The following is a 20,483-nucleotide window of genomic DNA, read 5'->3' on the forward strand; positions in this document are numbered from 1 at the left end:
ATGCTTGAGGTCCTTATGTGCAGGCTTCTGGGCCTGTTCGCGCGCTTTAAGTGAGATAGGTCTGTCTTTGAGGCTTTTAGTTCTCCTATAGTTGGCATTTGTCTGATAGTCCGAGCTGGCCCTGCGGTGACAGAGACTGGTGACTGTGAACTCAGGTCATTAAAAACAAATTTAAAAACATTGTCTCTATGCAGTAACCCGAAAACGTGTCATGTTAGCGACATGCTGGGGCTTGTGTTTCTGGGAGAGTCTGTTAAAGTACAGGATAAAATGACAAAGTTCTCATTTGTCGTGACGTCTAGGAGGCAGTTTATCGTGCGTGTCGTAAAATTTGGCGGTTCATCGCTAGCAAATGGTTCACAATTCGCCAAGGTCGTGGCGATCATGAAGGCTAACCCAGCTCGGCAGGTGATCGTGACGAGTGCGCCAGGTAAACGGCACCCGGGAGACACCAAGGTGACCGATTTATTGATTCAGTATGCACAGGCAGTGATGCGGCATGAAGCTGTGGCTGCCATTGTTGCAGAAATCGTTGCTCGATATCAGGCAATCGCCGATGATTTTGAGCTCGAAGCATCGATCATGGCCGCGATTGAAGAAGAGCTAGACCAGTTACCAAAGTTGACTTTCAAGAACAATGATTATTTAATGGCAGGCTTTAAGGCGCGCGGTGAAAAGTTGAACGCGTTTTTAATGACCGCGGTGTTGAATCATGAGGGGATTGAAGCTACCTATGGCGAACCGAAGTCGTTAGGAATTGTGGTCACAGATCATCCCAATGATGCCGAAGTTTCACGTGAAACCTATCGCAACCTCGCTACATTTCGACGACCAATCGGGGTTTTGGTTGTACCGGGATTTTATGGCTATACCAGCGATGACGATATTGCCACCTTTTCTCGTGGTGGCTCCGATATCACGGGAGCGATTTTGGCTAACGGTTTTCATGCCGACTTATATGAAAACTTTACCGATGTCGATGGCGTAGCGGCTGCTGACCCACGGGTGGTGGCGAATCCGCAAATGATTCGTGAAATGACCTATCGGGAAATGCGAGAGCTGTCTTATGGCGGCTTTGGTGTTTTTCATGATGAAGCGATTCTGCCAGCGATTGCTGGGCAGGTACCGATTAATCTTAAAAATACCAATCATCCTGCTGCTCCAGGGACAATGATCGTCCCAGAACAGCATTTTGTCCCGAAGCATGCCATTACCGGGATTGTAAGTTCCCAACATTTTGGGGCGATCTACCTGCATCGATATCTGTTGAATAAGGAAGTTGGCTTCACTCTGAAGATCCTTCAGGTGTTAGCCCACAATGGCATTAGTTATGAGCACATGCCCAGCGGAATTGATGATCTCACCATTATTTTAGATGATCGCCAGCTAACTGAGGCCAAACGCAAGACAATTTGTGCCGAGATTCAAGCGGCGGTTCATCCAGATGTGCTGAAGTGGATTGATGACTATGCGATCATCATGGTCGTTGGTGAAGGGATGGCGCAACGAACCGGATTGATTCAAACCATTCTACAACCGCTCGCAACCGCCGGTGTTCATGTCTCAATGATTAATGAGGGGGCCTCTCAGATTTCTCTGATGCTGGGAACCTCACGTGAGTCGGCCAATCGCGCTGTTAAAACGATCTACAATGCTTTTTTTATACCGATTAATCAACGTTTGGAGGTGCACTAACATGGTGACTTTGCAAAAGGTTCATGGTTCCGAAAATAGTTTCTTTCTTTTCGATGAAACGCAGTTAACTCAGCCGTTGACAAACACCCAATTAGCAACCGTGACCCAACAGCTAACGAACGCTGAAACAGGGTTGCTTGGCGGTGCGGACGGGGTCTTGGCCGTCACGGCGGCGCCGGGAACGGCTGGCAAAATGACGGTGGTCAACACTGATGGTAGTTTTGCTAAATTGTGTGGCAACGGTCTACGCACGGTCGCCCGTTATCTGAGTGAAAAAACTGGGCAAGCGACGTTCAAGGTGCACACGGATTTTGCTGATCTTGCCGTTGCTCGTCAGCCGCAACTGGCAGAAGGCGTACCGGCCTATTCAGTGGAAATTTCGCCGGTTAGTTTTGCGCCTCAGGACTTGCCGTTTGCCAATCTTGGCGTTGACCGAATTGTGGATACTGTTTTGCCAGCGATTCATCCGAGCTTGAAATTCACCGCCATTGCTGTGCCCAACCCGCACTTAATTGCTTTCGTCTCGCCTGAGGTATTAGCTGGGTCCGATCTCGAACGGATTGGCAAGATGCTGAATGCCAAAAATCCTTATTTTCCGGAAGGGGTCAACGTGACTTTTGCCGAAATCTTAGATAAGGATACCTTATTTGCTCGGACGTATGAGCGGGGTGTCGGGTTCACCAATGCATGTGGCACAGGCATGTCAGCAACGACCTTGGCTTTTATTTTGACGCATCCAGAGGAAGCTGCTTTTGATCGGGTCAATACCGTGTATAATCCAGGAGGAATGGTCAAAACAATTGTCCATCATGACGGCGAGCATTACTGGATTGAATTGATCGGGAATGCAACGGTCACGGCGACGATTACCTTGCCAGACACAGCGTTACTCGCTGGGGACTGGCAACAAGCTGAGATTCACGCGACTGGCGAACAGGCTGAGTATGAACGATTTATTGACGCACTGCCGCATCGGAAGTTAGCAAACACATTGGCAGAAGGAGTTTAGATCATGAGTGGTTATCACGTAGCAGTTGTTGGGGCAACTGGAGCTGTTGGCACCCGGATGTTAAAAATGGTGGCAGAAAGTAAACTGCCGATTGCGTCTGTCTTGGCACTTGCCAGCAAGCGCTCAGAAGGAAAGCAAGTCCCTTACCGTGATGGGACGCTGACCGTCCATGAGACGACCGATGATTCATTCAAGGGCATTGATATTGCCTTATTTTCTGCTGGCGGTTCAGTTTCCAAGCGATTTGCACCAGCCGCGGTTAAAGCTGGGGCTATCGTGGTTGATAATACGAGTGCTTTTCGAATGGAACCAGAAATTCCGCTGGTTGTCCCAGAAGTGAATCCGGAAGCGTTGCGGCAACACAGTGGGATCATTGCAAATCCAAACTGTTCGACGATTCAAATGGTCACTGCGCTTGAACCGATTCGAAAAGCCTTTGGTCTTAAACAAGTGGTCGTTTCGACCTATCAGGCTGTTTCTGGCGCTGGGCAATCAGCTGTCAATGAATTGCTTGATGAAACTCGCGCTGCATTGGACGACAAACCGCTTGACCCGCAGATTTTACCAACGGCGGGTGACAAGAAACATTATCCAATCGCCTTCAATGCCTTGCCGCAAATCGATGTTTTCGAACCGGATGGCTATAGCCATGAAGAATGGAAAATGATCCACGAAACCAAGAAGATCATGGCTGGGGATATGAACAGCGATACCATCAAAGTAACCGCAACCTGTGTTCGAATTCCGGTGCCAATTGCCCACTCTGAAGAAGTGTACTTCGAAGTCGAAGACGACAAGGCAACTGCCGATGATATTCGCGAGGCATTGGCGCATGCCCCTGGTGTCGTTGTTCAAGACGACCCAAGCAAACAAGTGTATCCGCAAGCGATGAACGCCGTTGGCAGCAAAGATGTTTTCGTTGGCCGCATTCGGCCAGATGCCGAAAACCCACGATTCTTCCATATGTGGAATGTTTCCGACAATCTATTGAAAGGCGCTGCTTGGAATTCCATGCAGATTGCTGAAACGATGGATGCCATGGGACTCATTCAACCTAAGTAAATCGTTCGGTAAAAAAACCGGTATCATCATTGTTCAGGAGGTTCTGAACAGCGACGATGACGGCTTTTTTGTTGCTTTGAGATTGTTCAAAAATAACACCCGGATTTCTTGCGAGAAGCTTAAGGTCGGTACGCAAAGATTGACCATCCAGATTAAATAACTATAATAGTTAAAAAACAAAGGAGCAGTTGTCAAATGAAAAAGCATCGTTTTGTCATCGCACTGGTGGGTCTGTCACTCTTTGCCGCCAGCAGTAAGATTGCGGCTGATATGACGCAGGCGAATATGGATCAACACAGTGTGACCTACACGATCAAAGGCGACGGGTTAGTCATCTTCGACAAAACTCGAACCTATCGAACAAAATCAACCGCTGCTGCCTATAAAGGAACTTTCGCCGCCGATGCACCAACGGCCAGCTTTGAAAAGGTCGGGACACTGGCTAACCACAAGGACTATCGCGTTACCCGCAAAATTAAAGTGAAAGCTAAGATGCAAGGCGCTGCTGCACAGACCTTTTTCTATGTGAATGGGCATGGCTGGGTTAAGGGCAGTGACTTGACGCGGGAGTGATTTGTTTTAAAATCAATACCTTCATCTAATTTAAATAACCGTGATGAATCTTTTATATGAAAAAGGTTCATCACGGCTTTTTATTTTCCTATCGGAGGTATGAATATATTTATGGTAATAATAGTTGACGTAGCACTGGCAGGCGCTATACAATCAAAGCTCTCTTGATGGACTAGTCTCATCACCTCATACGTGAGTGAGGCTTCTAAGCTAGAGATGACGCATCATCGTTTTATCTACTTCTAGAGGATGTTTGAAATGCGAGATAAGCAAAGGGGGGTATCCTGTGGTAAAGGTTCATTTTGGTCTCACTCATATAAAAGTTGATTCAGTTCTAATCATTCAATTCTTTAACGCCGGTATTATCTGGGTTCATAACTCAAAACGCCATTGGGAGTTGACTGGTGGCAAGTTAGAACCGGGCGAGACGATAGTGCAAGCAGCTGTCCGCGAATCGTATGAAGAATCAGGTGCTGTTGTTCAAGCCAGTGCGATTGTGCCGTTGGGCTACTATGTTTTACCCACTTGGCACACGACAGCGGTTGTTAGTGCTAAAGTTGAACGTTTGCAAGCTATTCCTGCGTCTTCTGAGATTGATGATCGGCAAGTATGGTTTAAGCCTGTCCCGGATGCTGAGCGATCTTTTCATGATGATATTTACGCCCAGATTTTTCAACATATCGGGTGGCCGGATGAGTAGCCGCCAATACGGGTTTCTGCTGAATATTTTATCGGTAGCCGTGATGGCTGTGACACCGGTCATGAACAAGTTCTCGATGATCACGCTCTCGCCATTAGCCGCAAGTTTCTACAATGCGCTAGTGTCATTTATCCTGACTTTGGGTACGATCGCCTTTACCAAAACAAAATTAGTTTGGATTAAGCAGCCGATTATTTGGACGTTGGGTTTGACGAATTGTTTAGGCATATTTTTGCAATATATGAGTCTTTTCTTCCTTGATCCGGTCAGCGTCGGGTTGGTCGGCAGGTTTTACATTGTCTTTGCGATATTGCTTTCAGTGCTTCTGCTACGTGAACGATTTGATCGAAAAGAGATTGTTCCGATCGTCTTATGTATGATTGGCACAGCTTTGGTATCTGACTTTTCCGGCGATGTTAATAACATACTAGGGCTGGTCTGTGCGCTCGGCTACACGTTTAGCTTTGCCCTGACCAACACCTTAGCCAAAAAAGCTCTTATCAACATAGACGAGAAGATACTACTCTTATATAACCAAGGCACCGCCGTCGTCATTCTGGGCGGTTTTTTACTCGGAAGTGGCCAATTATCCCTTGCGCCGAATCTTGGCATGGGTGCTGTCGCCATTTCAGCTTTTTGTTCTGGCTTTTTGGGACTGCTACTCTTTTATCGCGGCCTGAAGTTGATTTCATTTCGCGATGCTAATCTTATTCGGGCATTGAATCCTATTTTTGTCTTAGTGTATTCATTGCCGTTCTTCACAATTCAAATGACGCCAGCGTTTCTGCTTGGCGGTTTCTGTATCATTCTTTCGATTGTTTGGATGTCGTTGCCGATGAAGAAGGTTGGCGTTGATTGAGACGAATGTTTCAAGCGGTGAGTTTTTTGAAAAAAAGGAATTGTTCTCCTGGAAAATTTGCAAATGATCAAAATTTGAGCTGCTACATAACTTGTAGAATTTGAATAGAACAGCATATAACGGAAAGGAAGCAAGTGCACTTAAGATTAAAGCTCGATTATAGAGAAATCAGCTCATTCATGGTTTTCTTGACATAAACTCATACTGGGAGTAAAAATTTAACCATTCTAGGCTCGGAGTAACTTAAAGAAAACTGGACATTGCTTCTCTATATGAGGAAAGTCACCGTGGCAAATAAATCTGGAGACTCAATTATTAAACCGAATTGCTTCGGAACGAGCGCAGATGCAATTAGACATAACCAGCAAATTCATTATGTAGAAGAGATTATGCTATAGGCGTTGAATTACGGCAGATGTTATTGCTTTTCTAGAAGTTTTCTAGACGATAATAGCTGCTTTTTTGGAATTTCTTGGAGATGATCTGACTGATGAACCCAATTATAATAAGAACGCTAAAAAAGCATGGCGTTGCTTTTACGTTACTAGTAATATTTACGATTATAAGTACAGCACTGATCACTGGGAATACATATTTAGAAGGTAGATTGTTAGACAGTTTGGTTTATAGTCATAGACCGACACTTTTTATAACATTCTTTGTGCTTATGCTGGGGATTGGAATTCTTAGACTGTTTTTTTCGTTTTTTACAAGTCACATACAAATACTAACCAAACAAGAGACGGTGCTTGAGTTAAATAGAAAAATATTTTTTGAATTATTTAAGAAGGACACTCTTAGTATACTTAAATGGAGTCCAACCACCTTGAGTTCTCGTATTAATGATGATGTGACCGAGATAGTTTCCTTTTTCTCAGATACACTTGTTAAGCTGTGTTCCGTGATTGTATCCACGATCACGATCTCTGCATATGTATTCAGTGCAGATCCGAAGATATTCATCATAATGATTATCTTCATACCTATCTACTTTTTAATTTACATTGTGTTTCGTCCCAAAATATACAGTATAAACTTAACGATGAAAAATAAGCAAAACGAATACTATACGACGAGAAATGATTTCGTTGGTAGGTATATTGAAATCAAAGGATCTGGTAATTTTTCCAGTGAGAAGAAAAGGCTGCGCACAGTTGAGGATGGTTTACTTAAAACGTTTGTCAAAAGTTTTTGGGTACGATACTGGATGTCGACATCTCAAATAGTGATGCAATTAGTCTTTCAAGCCGTATTTTTCATTGTCGGAGGCTTGGCAGTACTACGGGGAAATATCACAATTGGCTTTTTCTCTATAGTTCTTCAGTATTTCGGACAACTTCTTAATTCAGTAGATCAGATTTTTGGAATTGCAATTGGAACCGAGAAATATCATGCGTCGCTTACGAGGATGAAAAGGATTTTCGACATTGCGGCAGATAAAAATGGAGACAGGCCTATTAGCAGTGTGAGAGCAATTGATATTAACAATTTTAATATAAAAATGTTTCCAGAAAGCAAGAAAGATTCAAAGATGTTCTATTCTCAAGATTTGTCGTGTTCATTCGAAAATCCAGGACTGTACGTTATTTCAGGCGATAATGGTATTGGAAAAAGTACATTCGTACGGACAATCACAAGAATTTACCAGCCTAAACTAAGGGGCAGTGTTTTGATCAATGGACTGGATGTAAATAAAATAGATATGGATGCATTGAGACAAAAAGAAATGGGATTCCTGTTTCAGGATGTACCATCGCCTCATATTACCGTGAGAGAATACTTGTCTGATTTAGAAAGAAATGGTTTCTTGAATGATTTAAAAGAATCAAGCCCTTTTTTAAATGTGTACTTTTCAGATGTATTCAATCTGGCTGATATTTATGAAAAAAAAGTAGATGTACTGTCAAGTGGTGAGTTACAGCTTGTTCGATTGCTTGCTGCATTGGGCAAAAAAGATGCCAGTATGTATATTTTGGATGAGCCTACCGCGAATATTTACCCACAAATTCGGTCTGCCGTGATTTGTTTGTTACAAGAATTAGGTAAAAGCAAATTGATTATTACCATATCGCATGACGAACATTTGATAGGCCTTGGTAAGTCAATTGTAATGGAATAGCAATGAAGAATCATTGAATATATGGTGAGATAATTCAATGGTTCAGTTATTTCTGAAGTGAAAGTACTGATATAAAGTGAGCTCATTCTAAGCTAGTTCTTCAATAGTGCTGTAATCAATTTTCTGAAATAGACGATTTAAACAAAATAATGATTTCTGATAAGTTCATAAGGAGTCGTTTCGGGGAGACGAAGATTTAAAGTATAGCGGGAAGATGTTTACTTTCTCCTCTTAATGTCTAATAGTTCATTTCTTTGTTGATGCGAAAAATGAAACGAAAAGTTGCCGCACAAATTCTCTAATAGCAGGTGCCACTACCAAGAGCTGAAGAAGCTTGGTAGTGGCACTTGTTTTACTTTGAAGATAGAGATGAACATTTTAGAATCATAAAAATCACTTAGTTGATAACCATCTATAAAATATCTATGCCACGATATTATCTATATTATAATTTGCCATAGATAATAAAATGGTTCTCTTTTGGTGGACTATTATGTATAATAATTGGCGTAAGCGCTTGCTTGTAGGCGATAGCAATGATAAGAGTAGAAAATATAGGAGGGGAATATGAAATTCTCTAAACGCTCAAAACGATTTGATATAATCAGGCGAAGTGCCGTAATAGTTTTTGCGCTGATCAGTATGACACTATTTTTTCAATTTAATAGTGGGGTTGAGGTCCACGCAACGACTAAGACTGAGTTTAATGACACTGAAATCAACAGAGAAACAAGTGAACAATTAAAAATGATCGATCCGTACTTAAAGAATGTTGATGGTATCACAAGTTTTGACTATGATGCTGCCATGCATGACAATGTTGATCCCGTTGTCCTAAAAATTGGCGCAGAAATAAATAAATGGGCTCGCAGTCTTAAAAATGATGGTCCAGAAAAAGGCATGCTGCTCTCAATGGCTAGGTTTAATTTGCTGGTGTATGGGAATTATTGCGGTAAAGGCAACAACGGCAAAGCGCCGATTGATGATCTTGATGGTGCATGCCAAGCACATGATACATGTTATGCGTGGGGCGGGAACAATGAAAAGTGTAATCAGGAATTTCGTCAACGCTTATTGACAATTATGCAGAAGACATCGCTTTTTGATTACAAGCACATTGTTGCCGTTGCGGCATATAAGTTGTTTGGTGGTTGAAAATCAATCATGAATAAGGGTTAGAAGAAGGCTTTCGTTTTATCTAAAGGGATCTGCCAAAGGCGCTTTTAATGGAGAACTGAAAAATGAAGACTAAAGCGAAAATGGTCATTGGTAATGGCGGTATCTTGACTGTTATATTTGCCTTAATGACCATCATAACTTTCTCTGGGAAAAAGAACTTCGTTGGAATCGAGCTTGGCACTGGGTTTATTGGGCTATTAGTGATTGCCTTGCTGATTATCTGTTGGCAAATTTACCTTTTATTAGAAAAGTCCGCCCTTGGCTGGAGCTTTAACATTATCCTCGGTAGTTACACATTGGTTGTTGGAGTAGCCATTTTTTTCATTGCCTCATTTTTCATTGGCTTTGCGCTATTTCCGTGATTTTCCCACCTAGGAATAACGGTGAAGGGCCTGGGCTATAATGCGACGTTACCAAACAGACTAGTGAGAATGATTTGCCATGTTTAGGCAAATCATTCTTTTTATGTTTCCATAAATAGTCTGGTTAAGTTTAAAGATTGTGGCGTATGGCATGGCAATCCACTTCATAGACCGGCCTTGTTGCCACTATTTTGTAAACGTGATGCTATCAAGCAATGGCTAGGTTACTCGCAGAATCCAATTGCACAGTATGGTAGAATAGCTAAAGAAATCCTTAAGTATCTGCGCTAAGTGAAAGCGAGTTTTTCTATATGAAGAAATTGTTTGAGCGGATTCGTATGCCGGAGTTTCTTGAAGACATGCGAATGCGATATGCAGCTATTGCGATGGTCGTGCTGGCGGTGATCGGTATTCTGATGGGAGCACTGATCCGTCCGTGGTTGGCTTTGTTGATGCTGCTGATTTTGATTAGTCTAGTGGCCACGATTTTTTATGCCCTAGAAACCATTGCCAAGAATACCAATCAGTATATTTCGGATCTCAGTTATCGGATCAAGCGTGGCGAACAAGAAGCGCTGATCAAAATGCCGATTGGGATCCTGATTTATGACGAGAATCTCAATATTGAATGGACGAACCCATTCCTGCAGAAGTATTTTGGCGACACTGACGTTCTTGGTCAGCCGTTGGAACATGTTGATGCGGAATTGGCGGAGTTGATTCGCAGCAACGAGAACACCAATGAAACGAAAATGGTGACTTGGGGCCAGCATCAGTTTGAGATTATCGTGCAAAAGAGTATCGGGGTTGTCTATCTGATGGACGTGACTCGATATGCTGAGATTGAAGAGCGGGCAGAAGACGAGAAGATCGCCATTGGCCAGATCTTCATTGATAACTATGACGAGATCACACAAACCATGGATGATCAGGTCATTACTAATTTAAATAGTTACGTCACGAATCAGCTGACGGATTGGGCCAATCAATTTGGCATGTTCTTGAAGCGGATTGACAACGATCGCTTTTTCCTGCTGGCTTATGCCAAGTCGCTGAAGGATGTTGAACGTGACAAGTTCAAAATTCTAGATGTGATTCGGGAAGAAACCTCGAAACAGAATTATCCATTGACGCTGTCGCTGGGGATCGCATATGGCGATGAAGACTTGGCTCAGTTAGCGGTGACTTCGCAGAGTAACTTGGATCTGGCGCTTGGTCGTGGCGGCGATCAGGTGGTGGTCCGCGCCAAGGGCCACGAAGCCCGTTTCTATGGCGGCAAGACGAATCCAATGGAAAAGCGGACGCGTGTGCGGGCGCGTATGGTTGCGCAGGCCTTGCAAGAATTGTTTAAGCAGACGGACAAGGTCTTTGTTGTCGGCCATAAGCGGCCGGATATGGATGCAGTTGGCGCCTCGATGGGGATTCGCCGGATTGCGCAGATGAATGGCAAAGAGTGTTACATTGTGATTGACCCTGACCATCTGCACTCCGATGTCGAACGCCTCATGGGCCAAGTGGGTCAAGATCCTGAAGTTGCTAATGCCATTGTGACGCCGGAAGCAGCGCTGTCGCAAGCAACGGATCAGAGCCTGCTGATCTTGGTCGATCACAGCAAGCCGTCGATCTCAGCGGCGCCTGACTTGTACAAAAGGTTGGCGGCAAGAACGGTTATCATCGATCACCATCGACGCGGCGAAGAATTTCCGGACAACCCGATGCTGGTTTATATCGAACCGTACGCCAGCTCCACTTGTGAGCTGATTGCGGAGATGTTTGAATACCAGCCAACAAATGTGCCAAGTCTTGATAAGCTTGAGGCAACGGCGATGCTGGCAGGGATCACGGTGGATACCAAGTCCTTCAGCCTACGCACCGGCACGCGGACGTTTGATGCTGCCAGCTATCTGCGTTCCATGGGCGCTGATGGCATGTTGGCTCAGAACCTGTTAAAGGAAAATATCGACAGCTTCATCCAACGGAATCATTTGATCGATACAATTGAAATGATTGCGCCAAATATGGCACTATGTACTGGGGAAGAGGATAAGCGTTATGACCCAGTGATTGCAGCACAAGCGGCTGATACCATGTTGTCACTCAATGGTGTTGATGCCAGTTTTGTCATCACCAAACGCCCAAGCGGTGATGTCGGCATTTCCGCCCGCTCGACTGGGGATGTCAACGTGCAGGTCATCATGGAAGCCATGGGCGGCGGCGGTCACTTGAGTAACGCAGCTACCCAGATTAAGGGCAAAACGATCACCGAAGTTCGGACTGATCTGCTTGCTCAGATCAAAAAAGCAGACGAAGACGCATAGAAAGCAGGGATTTTGATGAAAGTCATCTTTACACAAGACGTTCGTGGCAAGGGCAATCGCGGTCAGGTGAAAGAAGTACCTGACGGCTATGCTGAAAACTTTTTAATTCGCAAAGGGCTGGCTAAAGCAGCGACACCGCAGGCGATGAGTGCTTTGCGCGGCCAGCAGCGGCTTGAAGAGAAGAAGGAAGCTGAAAAGAAAACCGAGGCTGAGGCTATGAAGGCTAAGATCGAAGACGACAAAACCGTTGTTCAGATCCAAAGCAAAGCCGGCGAAGATTCCCGGTTGTTCGGTTCGATTCCTAGCAAGCAGATCGCGCAGGCTTTGGATAAGCAATATCAGATCAAAGTTGATAAACGTAAGATCGATCTGAAGCAGCCTATCCGTTCACTGGGTTTCACTAATGTCACGGTTAATTTATTCCCTGGCATTGATGCCCGCATTCGGGTACACGTGATTGAACAAAAATAAGAATAGTTATTCTGCCAGAAGACGCGACCAGATGATCGCGTCTTTTTGTCCATCTGGTCCAAATTAGTGGGTTGTGGACTGAGTCAATCACCGGTGAGAACAGCAGTGACCATTGCTTTTCGTTAAATTGTTTGTGTGGATCGACTGTATGCGGTGATGCTTGTCTTGACTGCGGGTTTAACGTAGACTGTTAGGGATAAGCGACAAAAAATTTTTGACGATTAATCTGAAGGAGGACGCGCATGGATAATCAATTAATTGACCAGCAGCCGCCGCATAGTGACGAAGCAGAACGTGCCGTCCTTGGCGGCATTTTTCTGAATGCTGACACATTGCCGGATGCACAAGAGTATGTCACGGCGGATGACTTCTATAAGAAAGCACATCGGCTGTTGTTCCAAGCTATGACCGATCTACAGGATAACGGCACAGCGATTGACACGGTCACGGTGTCGGATTATCTGGACAATCATAACAACCTCGACGATATTGGCGGGGTTGGTTATATTACAGATTTGGTTGCGGCGACGCCTATTGCCAGTAACGTGGTATACTACGCCAAAATCGTGCAGCAGAAGAGCACGTTACGCAAACTGATTAGTACGGCGCAAAACATTGCCAGTCGTAGCTATACGGAACAAGACGATGTTGAAGGGCTAGTTGAAGACGCCGAGCGCCAGATTATGGATGTCTCGGAGAACCGCAATCAGGCCGGCTTCAAACAGATCAAAGATGTGCTGAATCAGGCTATGGCGCAGATTGATCAGTTGTATCAAAATGATCAGGCAATCACCGGGTTGCCAACCGGTTTCCGTGATTTGGACAAAATCACGACGGGGCTGCATGAGGACGAAATGATTATTTTAGCGGCGCGGCCTGCTGTCGGGAAAACCGCATTTGCTTTGAACATTGCCCAAAATGTTGGGACGAAAACAGACAAAAGTGTCGCCATTTTCAGTTTGGAAATGGGCGCTGAACAGCTGGTAAACCGGATGTTGTGTTCAGAAGGTAGTATTGATGCTAATCACCTGCGAACTGGTCAGCTGAATGAAGAAGAATGGCAGAACTTGATTATCGCCATGGGTAGCTTGAGTAAGGCGAAGATCTATATGGATGACACGCCAGGCATCAGAATGGCGGAGATTCGCGCGAAGTGTCGGCGGCTAGCGCGTGAGCAAGGTGATTTAGGGCTGATTATCATTGATTATTTGCAGTTGATTGAAGGTTCTGGCCAAGAAAACCGCCAACAGGAAGTCAGCGCCGTTTCCCGGCAGCTGAAAAAACTGGCGAAGGAATTGCATGTACCCGTGATTGCGTTGTCCCAGCTGAGTCGTGGCGTTGAACAGCGACAGGATAAGCGGCCGGTGTTGAGCGATATTCGTGAATCCGGTTCGATCGAACAGGATGCCGATATTGTGGCTTTCCTGTATCGTGATGACTATTACCGCGATGCAGAAGGCGATGAGGATGACGACGATCAAGGCGGCAATGATGACGGGGATGACAATGTTGGTGAAGTTGAAGTCATCATTGAGAAAAACCGTTCAGGCCCGCGTGGTACCGTCAAGTTGTTGTTTGTGAAGTCGTATAACAAGTTTACGAATATTGCCTATAATGGTCCGGATCAATAAACCATTAGCAAGAAAGATTAGAAAGTTATTTTTAGATTTAAGCGCAAGAAAGTGAGGGATGCCGCATGGATGCCATTTTGATGAGTTTAATGACAGCACTCAATGAACACCTGCTGATCAATGTGTATCAGCGCGATACCGACGATTTTTACACCGGATACGTACAGGTGTTAGGTCATGATGCGGTTGTTCTGGGAACCTACAATGATTCAGGGATTGCCGATGGATGTGCCTTGATCGCATTTTCTGCGATTGATCAGGTTGAATTTGCCGGGGATGATCTCGATAGCATGAATTTTCGAATTAACTTGGCACAGGCCCAGCATTTCTTGACGCTGCAAGGCCAAGAAAAGCCATTGCAGTTCGATGCGACACAGAACTTAATTCAGCAACTGGCGACGCAGGCTAAGGCGAATGGTCAAATGGTCATGGTCGTGGTGGCCGATGATGATGCCTATCTTGAAGGGCAGGTAACAGCTGTGGCTGAGGATCGCTTTAGTATGGCGATCTTCAACAAATTCAACTACACCGATGTGCGCGCCTTGCAGGTTGATTTCTCGGATATTTTAGTCATGGAATTCCATGGCCTTGATCTCAAACTGGAAACGGAACTGGTCCGGCAACGTGATCATCTAAAGCACGTGGCCACCAAGCTGTACCAAAATGACGGTCAACTGGCTGGCGTGTTTCAGAATGCCTTGGCGAACAATCGCTTGATTTCAGTCGTACCCAAGGGACCGGAAGATCAGTTCTTTGTGGGTCGCGTCAAAGCGGTCAACGACCGGGTTGTGGTGTTGAGTCTCAAGGACATGGCCGGCCAGTTTGGTGGCTATATTTTACTGACGTTACCAAGCATCCAAAATGTCGCGACAGCCTCGGATTATTTGCAAACGATCAGCTTTTACGAAAAATGGGATCAAACCCATCACTTCAGCCAGCAGCCAGTGTTGAATGCTGATCGTGAGTTCGATCCAAATGATGACTTAATTCAGACCATCATCTCAGAGGCCGCTGGGTTTGAACGGGTGGTGCGCATTAAAGTAGCCGACAGCGATGAACATTTTCTGGGTTATCCGGAAAATGTCGGTGAAACCGATTTTGACTTAAACCTAGTCGGACCAGATGATGGCGAAACGGCGCAAATTCGCTATGGTCAGATTCGTGAAATTGCCTTTGGCCACATCTTTGCGTATTTGCAAGAGGCACAATTGAAAAATGCTGGACGCTAATCTGTACTTGGCACATAACAAGTCGAGCCATCGTTACCATCTAGGAATTGGGCTTTATTAGATTTTAAATACTCTGGGAAAAAATCTGGGCTAGAAGGTCCTTGCCGTGCCAAACTCCGCAATCTCCGGCCTGCTGGGGCTGGAACGCTGTGACGGCGCTTTTAGCCCGCAAAACGCGCGGTCTAAAAGTCGCCTAACAACATCAGCTCCAAGCTCGGTCGCTGTGTTGTTTGCACGGCTGAGCCCCATCTGGCCTACGATTGCTCCGCCTTGGCACTGAGATTTTTAAATGCTATCAGGGTATCTATCAAAAGACGAATTGTGTATCAACCGCAAGCAAAAAATCGTTCCTAGAGAAACTGTGCTTTCTCTAAGAACGATTTTTTTAGTTGGCACACACGATCACTCAGATATAAGGTTAAGTCAATCTGCCGTCGACTTTCATATACTAACCTTCTGATTGGCTGGTGACGCGCAGGACGTCTTCGCCAGCAGTGATCGATTGATCTGTGAAGCTGGTCATGGCGGTGACATGGGTCATGTTGGTGATGACGGTGATGATTGTCGTACTTTTGCCAGCTGTTTTGATGGCAGGTAGATCCATTTCGGCAATTTGCTGACCTGCCGTTACGGTTTCGTTTTCTGTCACATGAACAGTGAAGGGGTCACCGTTCAATGCGACGGTGTCTAATCCCATGTGGACGAGAATTTCAAGTCCAGTTGCCGTTGTCATAGTCAAGGCATGCTTGGTCGGCATGATGCTGACGATGGTGCCGTCAACAGGTGCGACAACCGTGCCATGACTTGGGACAATGGCAAAACCATCCCCCACCATTTTTTGCGAAAAGACATCATCTGGCACTTCGGACAAGGCTTGAAGTTGACCAGCGGCAGGAGCCACGAATTGAGTCGCGTCGGAGCTAGTTGCTCTAGCAGAAGGAGTTTCGGGCACGGTTGCTGTATCCACTGCGAGCGGTTCAATGATGGTGCCGTCCGCGCTGGTCGGCACCATCGCGCTTTCTGGTACACCGAAGAAGTAAGTCGCCAGAAAACCACCTGCATAGGAAGCCAGCAGGCCGAAAACATAACCCAGCCATTGGTGATTGGCGATGAGTGGGATCAGGGCCGCGCCGGAAGGACCAATGGTGATGGCACCGATATGGCCGATCATGCCGATAACGGCGCCGCCGATGCCACCGCCAATACAGGCAGTTACAAATGGCCGGCCCAGCGGCAGACTGACACCATAGATCAACGGTTCACCAACCCCTAAGATGCCGACTGGTAGAGCGCCTTTTATCAAGCGGACGAGCTGTTGATTTTGTCGACACTTGATCCATAGTGCAAGGGCGGCACCCACTTGACCGCCGCCAGCCATGGCCAAGATTGGCAGCAGGCCGGTGTAGCCAATGCTCTTGATCATTTCAAGATGAATAGGCGTCAGAATCTGGTGTAATCCCAACATGACCATCGGCAAGAAGGCGAGGCCTAAGATAGCGCCTGAGAAGGCACCGCCAACTTGTAACGTCCAGTTAATCGTGCCGACCAATGAACTTGAGACCCAACCGGCGAGTGGCATGATGAAGAAAATGGTCAGCAGCCCGATGGATAAGAGACTGAGCATCGGCGTGAAAATGATATCGATGGCGTCCGGAATAAGTCGATGCAGGCGTTTTTCAACCACAGCCAACAACCAGACGGCGAAAATGACGCCGATGATGCCACCTTGACCAGGAGATAACGGTTGATGGGTGAAGACGTTGTTGATCGTGATCGGGGCCACAACGCCAGGCAGATAGACTAAGCCGCCGATGATGCCGCCAAGGCCAGCGGTTGCGCCAAACTCGGTTGCGGCGTTTATCCCAACATAGATATTAAGAAAGGTGAAAAGCCCGCCGTTGATGACTTTTAAGACAGTAATAAATGACGCCCAGCTGGTTGGTAAATCGCCAGCGGTTAACAAATTGGCTAAAATACCAGCAACGCCGGAGATTAAGCCGGCACCGACGAAGGCAGGAATTAACGGAATGAAAATAGCGGAAATATGTTTTAAAGCAGCCCGCCACCAAGTTTGCTTTAACTTGGCTTTATGCGCTGCCCGAACCTCTGCGGCTTTAGCTTCAACTGCCGATTGATTCGATTCAACAGGCGGTTGCGTGTTGGCTGGGAAAGGGTCACCTAATGCAACCCCCACTCGATCAACCATGGCCTGTGCGACTTTGTTGACAGTCCCTGGACCAACAATGACTTGGAGCGTTTCTTCTTGGACAACACCCAGCACGCCAGGCACTTTTTTAAGTGCGGCTTGATCAACTTTGGCCTCGTCTTTGATCGTCAGCCGGACTCGTGTCATACAGTGGATCAATTTGGCCACGTTTTGCGGCCCGCCGATGTGGGCGTAGATACCATCGCCCATCGTTTGATACTTATCTTGTGCCATCTGTTTTCTCCTCCGAACTTGCTGTGACAGTTTGGCTAATGAAGCCGTTCGTTTGTGTCAGTAGTTTTTGAGCGTCCGTGCTGGATCGCTGTGTCAGAATCATGACGATCGCTAATTTAACGTGCTGATCGGCTGCTTCAAACGCCTTTGCTGCAGTGGCGGCATCGCAACCAGTGGCTTGTTGAATGATGCGCTGGCTGCGAACCACGAGTTTTTCATTCGTCGGCAGCACATCGACCATGAGATTTTGGAAAACTTTGCCAAGGCCGATCATGGCGCCAGTTGACAGCATATTCAAAACCAATTTTTGGGCAGTGCCAGCCTTGAGCCGAGTTGAGCCGGTCAAAACTTCTGGCCCAACAGATACTTCAATGGCGATCTGGGCGTGCTGGCTGATTTCGGCGTGGGTGTTGCAAGCGAGGCTGATGGTTGCAGCACCGACAGCTTGCGCATAATCAAGACCGCCGATGACATAAGGTGTACGGCCGCTGGCAGCAATTCCGACAACGGTATCGTCTGCGGATAGGTGCCGTTGCAGCAGATCCGTTTTCCCGAGCTCTTTAGAATCCTCTGCGCCTTCAACCGCGACAGTCATGGCTTTCATGCCGCCTGCAATTAGGCCCTGCACCATTTCTGGATCAGCACGCATTCTGCTGCATCTAAAACGCCCAGTCGGCCACTGGTGCCTGCCCCGATATAAAACAAGCGGCCATCTTTCTTGAGTGAATGACTGATCGTCTGAATGGCCGTTTCGATAGCTGGTAGTGCTTGTTGTACTGACTGGGCAACGGTTTGATCTTCGGCATTCATGACGGTGGCAAAGTCATGGACCGTCATCGTGTCTAATGCCATTGTTTTCTGATTTCGAGTTTCCGTCGTCATTTGATCTAAATTAATTGCCATGTTTTTAGCCTCTTTCTTTGGAAAATCAGTCTGATAAGTTGTCTGACAAACATTGCTTCAAGTTAAAAGGGCAGGTGCTGTCGAAAAATTGATGGAAGCCCTTTATTGATAAAAACGTACCTGATATTGCCTTTTATTTCAACTTATTTCTTTTAAAAGTGAAACAAAATTTCAAAAAAGACAAAAAAAGAACACGTCAGCGCATGCAGACGTGTCTGAAAGGTGAAAGCTTCCGGGACTTACTTAAAGCCGTTACGTAAAAATTCACGATAGGCAGTCACCGCAGCCTTTGATTGATCCGTGGCTATTTTTGCTGCATCGTAGTATCGGCTGACATAGGCATAGTATAGAATATCGATGAGCATAAACTGAGTGTGGAGTGATTGGGTAGCAGCGAAACGGTTGCGGGCCTCCATCGGTTGGGATGTTTGAATGCTCACATCAGCATACTTGGTGAGCGAATTTTTCCCGAGTTTGGTGGTGACAATCACCTGCAAGCCAGCCTTTTTGGCCAATTTGGCAGCTAGCACGACTTCTGGCGATTCACCTGAATTCGAAATGAACCAGCAAAGTGTCCGGTTGGCATCTGCAGTTGCTGCAAGTGGCAAGAACAAATTGAGGTCATCACTGACATGACAAGGATAGCCAAGCCGCCCCCATTTTTGGGCAATGTTTTGCGCTGCTAAGTAAGAAGCGCCCACGCCAAACACAAGCAGACGATCACTTTGATGAATTAAGTTGATAATTGTGTCGACATTGGCTTCGTTAAGCTGGTCGACGGTTTCACGCAAAGATTGGTTGGCATCTATGAGCAGTTTTTGCTTGATCGTTGTCAGGGTGGCGTTTTTTTGAATTTCTTGATCATCCGATTGATTGGTATCACCTTTCAGATCAGCCGCTAACTGCATTTTCAGCTCGTTATAGCCACTGAATTGCAGCCGACGCGCGGCGCGACTGACGGAGGCCGGACTGGTACCAGCTGCTTTAGCTAGATCATGAACACTCATCGTTAAGACTGCTTGACTGTGTGCTATCACATAATCAACGATTTTCTTCTCGGTTTCAGACAGCTCGCTGCGGGTACTTTGATAATTGCCTTTAACACTCATTTGAAGCGCCTCCTTGAGGAAATTGGATGCCAATTAGTCGACAGAGAAAACCAATGGGCTGGTGGTTGTCAGCGATAGACTGGACTGGCATATTTTCACAATCTATTTCTCTAATGCCAGTAATTGATAAGGGGACAGAAACCGAGTTTTCATTAAAATGTCAACAATTTCAGCCTCAGAGCGTGGCTGTGGCTCGTTAAGCCACAGTTGGATGATATCAATAATGCCATAAACGATGATCTGGCTGACGTAAGCATCTGGAATATCGTGGATAAAATGGGCTTCGCCTTTTAATTCGGCGAGATGGCCGAGAATTTTATCACGTAACAGTTTGGCGACGCGGCCAAGTAAACTCGGGTCACCAACTGGACTTAGTAAGAATTGACAAATATCGCGCCGCTGGTTAATTAAATGCACCATATTGACCATCAGCGGCGACTGCTTACCAGAGACGATAGCATTGGGATCCATCGCGGTATCCATGCCAAAGTCGAGGCCGCCTTCCAGTTCGGTTAATAGTGACGCTTCAACCTTGGCAACAAGGTCGTCTTTATCCAGATAATGCAAATAAAAGGTACCGCGGCTGATGCCGCTTGCCCTAGTGAGGTCAGCTACTGAGACCTTCGCTAGGGTCTTTTTTCGTCCCACTGTGATCAAGGATGCGATGAGTGCTTGCTTCGTCTGCGCAGTTTGTTCTGCTTTTTTCATGAGCTTGCTCCTTTACTGAACACTTTTCAAAAAATTGCACATAGTTATTCCCAAAAGTATGTTTTATGATGTTCCTCGTAAAGATGCTTAACACGATGTTCATGATAAATCGTTTT

The 20,483-nt window shown here is 45.9% G+C and carries 16 protein-coding genes and 1 pseudogene; 13 read left to right on the forward strand and 4 right to left on the reverse strand.

Annotated elements, in window-relative coordinates:
* The first annotated feature begins 315 nt into the window (after nucleotides 1-315).
* The 13 genes from AC07KQ_RS00510 (at nucleotide 316) to AC07KQ_RS00570 (ending at nucleotide 15,207) form a co-directional block, all read left to right on the forward strand.
* Nucleotides 316-1,695 carry an aspartate kinase gene (locus AC07KQ_RS00510; RefSeq protein ID WP_003562667.1) on the forward strand — a complete coding sequence of 460 codons (1,380 nt, stop codon included), beginning with the start codon at nucleotides 316-318 and terminating at the stop codon, nucleotides 1,693-1,695.
* Nucleotide 1,696: 1 nt separating this feature from the next.
* Nucleotides 1,697-2,704 carry a diaminopimelate epimerase gene (gene dapF, locus AC07KQ_RS00515; RefSeq protein ID WP_480156575.1) on the forward strand — a complete coding sequence of 336 codons (1,008 nt, stop codon included), beginning with the start codon at nucleotides 1,697-1,699 and terminating at the stop codon, nucleotides 2,702-2,704.
* A gap of 3 nt (nucleotides 2,705-2,707) precedes the next feature.
* Entirely contained in the window at nucleotides 2,708-3,766 is a 1,059-nt protein-coding gene (locus tag AC07KQ_RS00520) for an aspartate-semialdehyde dehydrogenase (RefSeq protein ID WP_003562670.1), read from the forward strand.
* A gap of 195 nt (nucleotides 3,767-3,961) precedes the next feature.
* Complete coding sequence (locus tag AC07KQ_RS00525; protein WP_013245350.1) at nucleotides 3,962-4,339, forward strand: hypothetical protein; 378 nt, start codon at nucleotides 3,962-3,964, stop codon at nucleotides 4,337-4,339.
* Between the two features lie 286 nt (nucleotides 4,340-4,625).
* Nucleotides 4,626-5,039, forward strand: a complete 414-nt coding sequence (locus AC07KQ_RS00530; RefSeq protein ID WP_003562675.1) for an NUDIX domain-containing protein — start codon at nucleotides 4,626-4,628, stop codon at nucleotides 5,037-5,039.
* Nucleotides 5,032-5,898, forward strand: coding sequence for a DMT family transporter (locus tag AC07KQ_RS00535; RefSeq protein WP_003568670.1), 867 nt, complete (start codon nucleotides 5,032-5,034; stop codon nucleotides 5,896-5,898). Before AC07KQ_RS00530 ends, AC07KQ_RS00535 begins: the two co-directional genes overlap by 8 nt.
* 490 nt (nucleotides 5,899-6,388) lie before the next feature.
* A complete protein-coding gene (locus tag AC07KQ_RS00540; protein WP_003562678.1) occupies nucleotides 6,389-8,017 on the forward strand; it encodes an ABC transporter transmembrane domain-containing protein in 1,629 nt (542 codons plus the stop codon).
* Nucleotides 8,018-8,584: 567 nt separating this feature from the next.
* Nucleotides 8,585-9,172, forward strand: a complete 588-nt coding sequence (locus AC07KQ_RS00545) for a phospholipase A2 family protein (RefSeq protein ID WP_003562680.1) — start codon at nucleotides 8,585-8,587, stop codon at nucleotides 9,170-9,172.
* Nucleotides 9,173-9,258: 86 nt separating this feature from the next.
* The gene (locus AC07KQ_RS00550) at nucleotides 9,259-9,558 is read left to right on the forward strand and encodes a hypothetical protein (RefSeq protein WP_003562682.1); all 300 of its coding nucleotides are present in this window, start codon (nucleotides 9,259-9,261) and stop codon (nucleotides 9,556-9,558) included.
* A 311-nt stretch (nucleotides 9,559-9,869) separates the two neighbouring features.
* Nucleotides 9,870-11,876, forward strand: coding sequence for a DHH family phosphoesterase (locus AC07KQ_RS00555; protein WP_003562684.1), 2,007 nt, complete (start codon nucleotides 9,870-9,872; stop codon nucleotides 11,874-11,876).
* A 15-nt stretch (nucleotides 11,877-11,891) separates the two neighbouring features.
* Complete coding sequence (gene rplI / locus AC07KQ_RS00560; protein ID WP_003562688.1) at nucleotides 11,892-12,347, forward strand: 50S ribosomal protein L9; 456 nt, start codon at nucleotides 11,892-11,894, stop codon at nucleotides 12,345-12,347.
* A 242-nt stretch (nucleotides 12,348-12,589) separates the two neighbouring features.
* A complete protein-coding gene (gene dnaB / locus AC07KQ_RS00565; protein ID WP_003562690.1) occupies nucleotides 12,590-13,978 on the forward strand; it encodes a replicative DNA helicase in 1,389 nt (462 codons plus the stop codon).
* 65 nt (nucleotides 13,979-14,043) lie between these two features.
* Nucleotides 14,044-15,207: a hypothetical protein gene (locus AC07KQ_RS00570; RefSeq protein WP_003577321.1), complete on the forward strand. Its 1,164-nt coding sequence runs from the start codon at nucleotides 14,044-14,046 to the stop codon at nucleotides 15,205-15,207.
* 448 nt (nucleotides 15,208-15,655) lie between these two features.
* Here the strand turns inward: AC07KQ_RS00570 and AC07KQ_RS00575 are convergent, their stop codons facing one another.
* The 4 genes and pseudogenes from AC07KQ_RS00575 to AC07KQ_RS00590 all read right to left on the reverse strand — a co-directional run bounded on the left by AC07KQ_RS00575 (nucleotide 15,656) and on the right by AC07KQ_RS00590 (nucleotide 20,367).
* Nucleotides 15,656-17,647 (reverse strand): glucose PTS transporter subunit IIA, encoded by a 1,992-nt coding sequence (locus AC07KQ_RS00575; RefSeq protein ID WP_003562694.1) that lies wholly within the window; start codon nucleotides 17,645-17,647, stop codon nucleotides 15,656-15,658.
* Nucleotides 17,634-18,550: pseudogene (gene murQ, locus AC07KQ_RS00580) on the reverse strand (N-acetylmuramic acid 6-phosphate etherase). The gene AC07KQ_RS00575 and the pseudogene murQ overlap by 14 nt, the downstream one beginning before the upstream one ends.
* Before the next feature lie 239 nt (nucleotides 18,551-18,789).
* Nucleotides 18,790-19,659 carry a MurR/RpiR family transcriptional regulator gene (locus AC07KQ_RS00585; RefSeq protein ID WP_003562698.1) on the reverse strand — a complete coding sequence of 290 codons (870 nt, stop codon included), beginning with the start codon at nucleotides 19,657-19,659 and terminating at the stop codon, nucleotides 18,790-18,792.
* 102 nt (nucleotides 19,660-19,761) lie between these two features.
* Nucleotides 19,762-20,367 (reverse strand): TetR/AcrR family transcriptional regulator, encoded by a 606-nt coding sequence (locus tag AC07KQ_RS00590; RefSeq protein ID WP_003562700.1) that lies wholly within the window; start codon nucleotides 20,365-20,367, stop codon nucleotides 19,762-19,764.
* Between the last annotated feature and the right edge of the window lie 116 nt (nucleotides 20,368-20,483).

The sequence above is a fragment of the Lacticaseibacillus sp. YLM2-1 genome (assembly GCF_056583465.1).

Bases quoted from the DNA above. Each gene is read 5' to 3' on its own strand.
- dapF (WP_480156575.1), top strand. From the start codon at position 1,697: ATGGTGACTTTGCAAAAGGTTCATGGTTCCGAAAATAGTTTCTTTCTT.
- AC07KQ_RS00520 (WP_003562670.1), top strand. From the start codon at position 2,708: ATGAGTGGTTATCACGTAGCAGTTGTTGGGGCAACTGGAGCTGTTGGC.
- AC07KQ_RS00525 (WP_013245350.1), top strand. From the start codon at position 3,962: ATGAAAAAGCATCGTTTTGTCATCGCACTGGTGGGTCTGTCACTCTTT.
- AC07KQ_RS00535 (WP_003568670.1), top strand. From the start codon at position 5,032: ATGAGTAGCCGCCAATACGGGTTTCTGCTGAATATTTTATCGGTAGCC.
- AC07KQ_RS00540 (WP_003562678.1), top strand. From the start codon at position 6,389: ATGAACCCAATTATAATAAGAACGCTAAAAAAGCATGGCGTTGCTTTT.
- AC07KQ_RS00545 (WP_003562680.1), top strand. From the start codon at position 8,585: ATGAAATTCTCTAAACGCTCAAAACGATTTGATATAATCAGGCGAAGT.
- AC07KQ_RS00550 (WP_003562682.1), top strand. From the start codon at position 9,259: ATGAAGACTAAAGCGAAAATGGTCATTGGTAATGGCGGTATCTTGACT.
- AC07KQ_RS00555 (WP_003562684.1), top strand. From the start codon at position 9,870: ATGAAGAAATTGTTTGAGCGGATTCGTATGCCGGAGTTTCTTGAAGAC.
- rplI (WP_003562688.1), top strand. From the start codon at position 11,892: ATGAAAGTCATCTTTACACAAGACGTTCGTGGCAAGGGCAATCGCGGT.
- dnaB (WP_003562690.1), top strand. From the start codon at position 12,590: ATGGATAATCAATTAATTGACCAGCAGCCGCCGCATAGTGACGAAGCA.
- AC07KQ_RS00570 (WP_003577321.1), top strand. From the start codon at position 14,044: ATGGATGCCATTTTGATGAGTTTAATGACAGCACTCAATGAACACCTG.
- AC07KQ_RS00575 (WP_003562694.1), bottom strand. From the start codon at position 17,647: ATGGCACAAGATAAGTATCAAACGATGGGCGATGGTATCTACGCCCAC.
- AC07KQ_RS00585 (WP_003562698.1), bottom strand. From the start codon at position 19,659: ATGAGTGTTAAAGGCAATTATCAAAGTACCCGCAGCGAGCTGTCTGAA.
- AC07KQ_RS00590 (WP_003562700.1), bottom strand. From the start codon at position 20,367: ATGAAAAAAGCAGAACAAACTGCGCAGACGAAGCAAGCACTCATCGCA.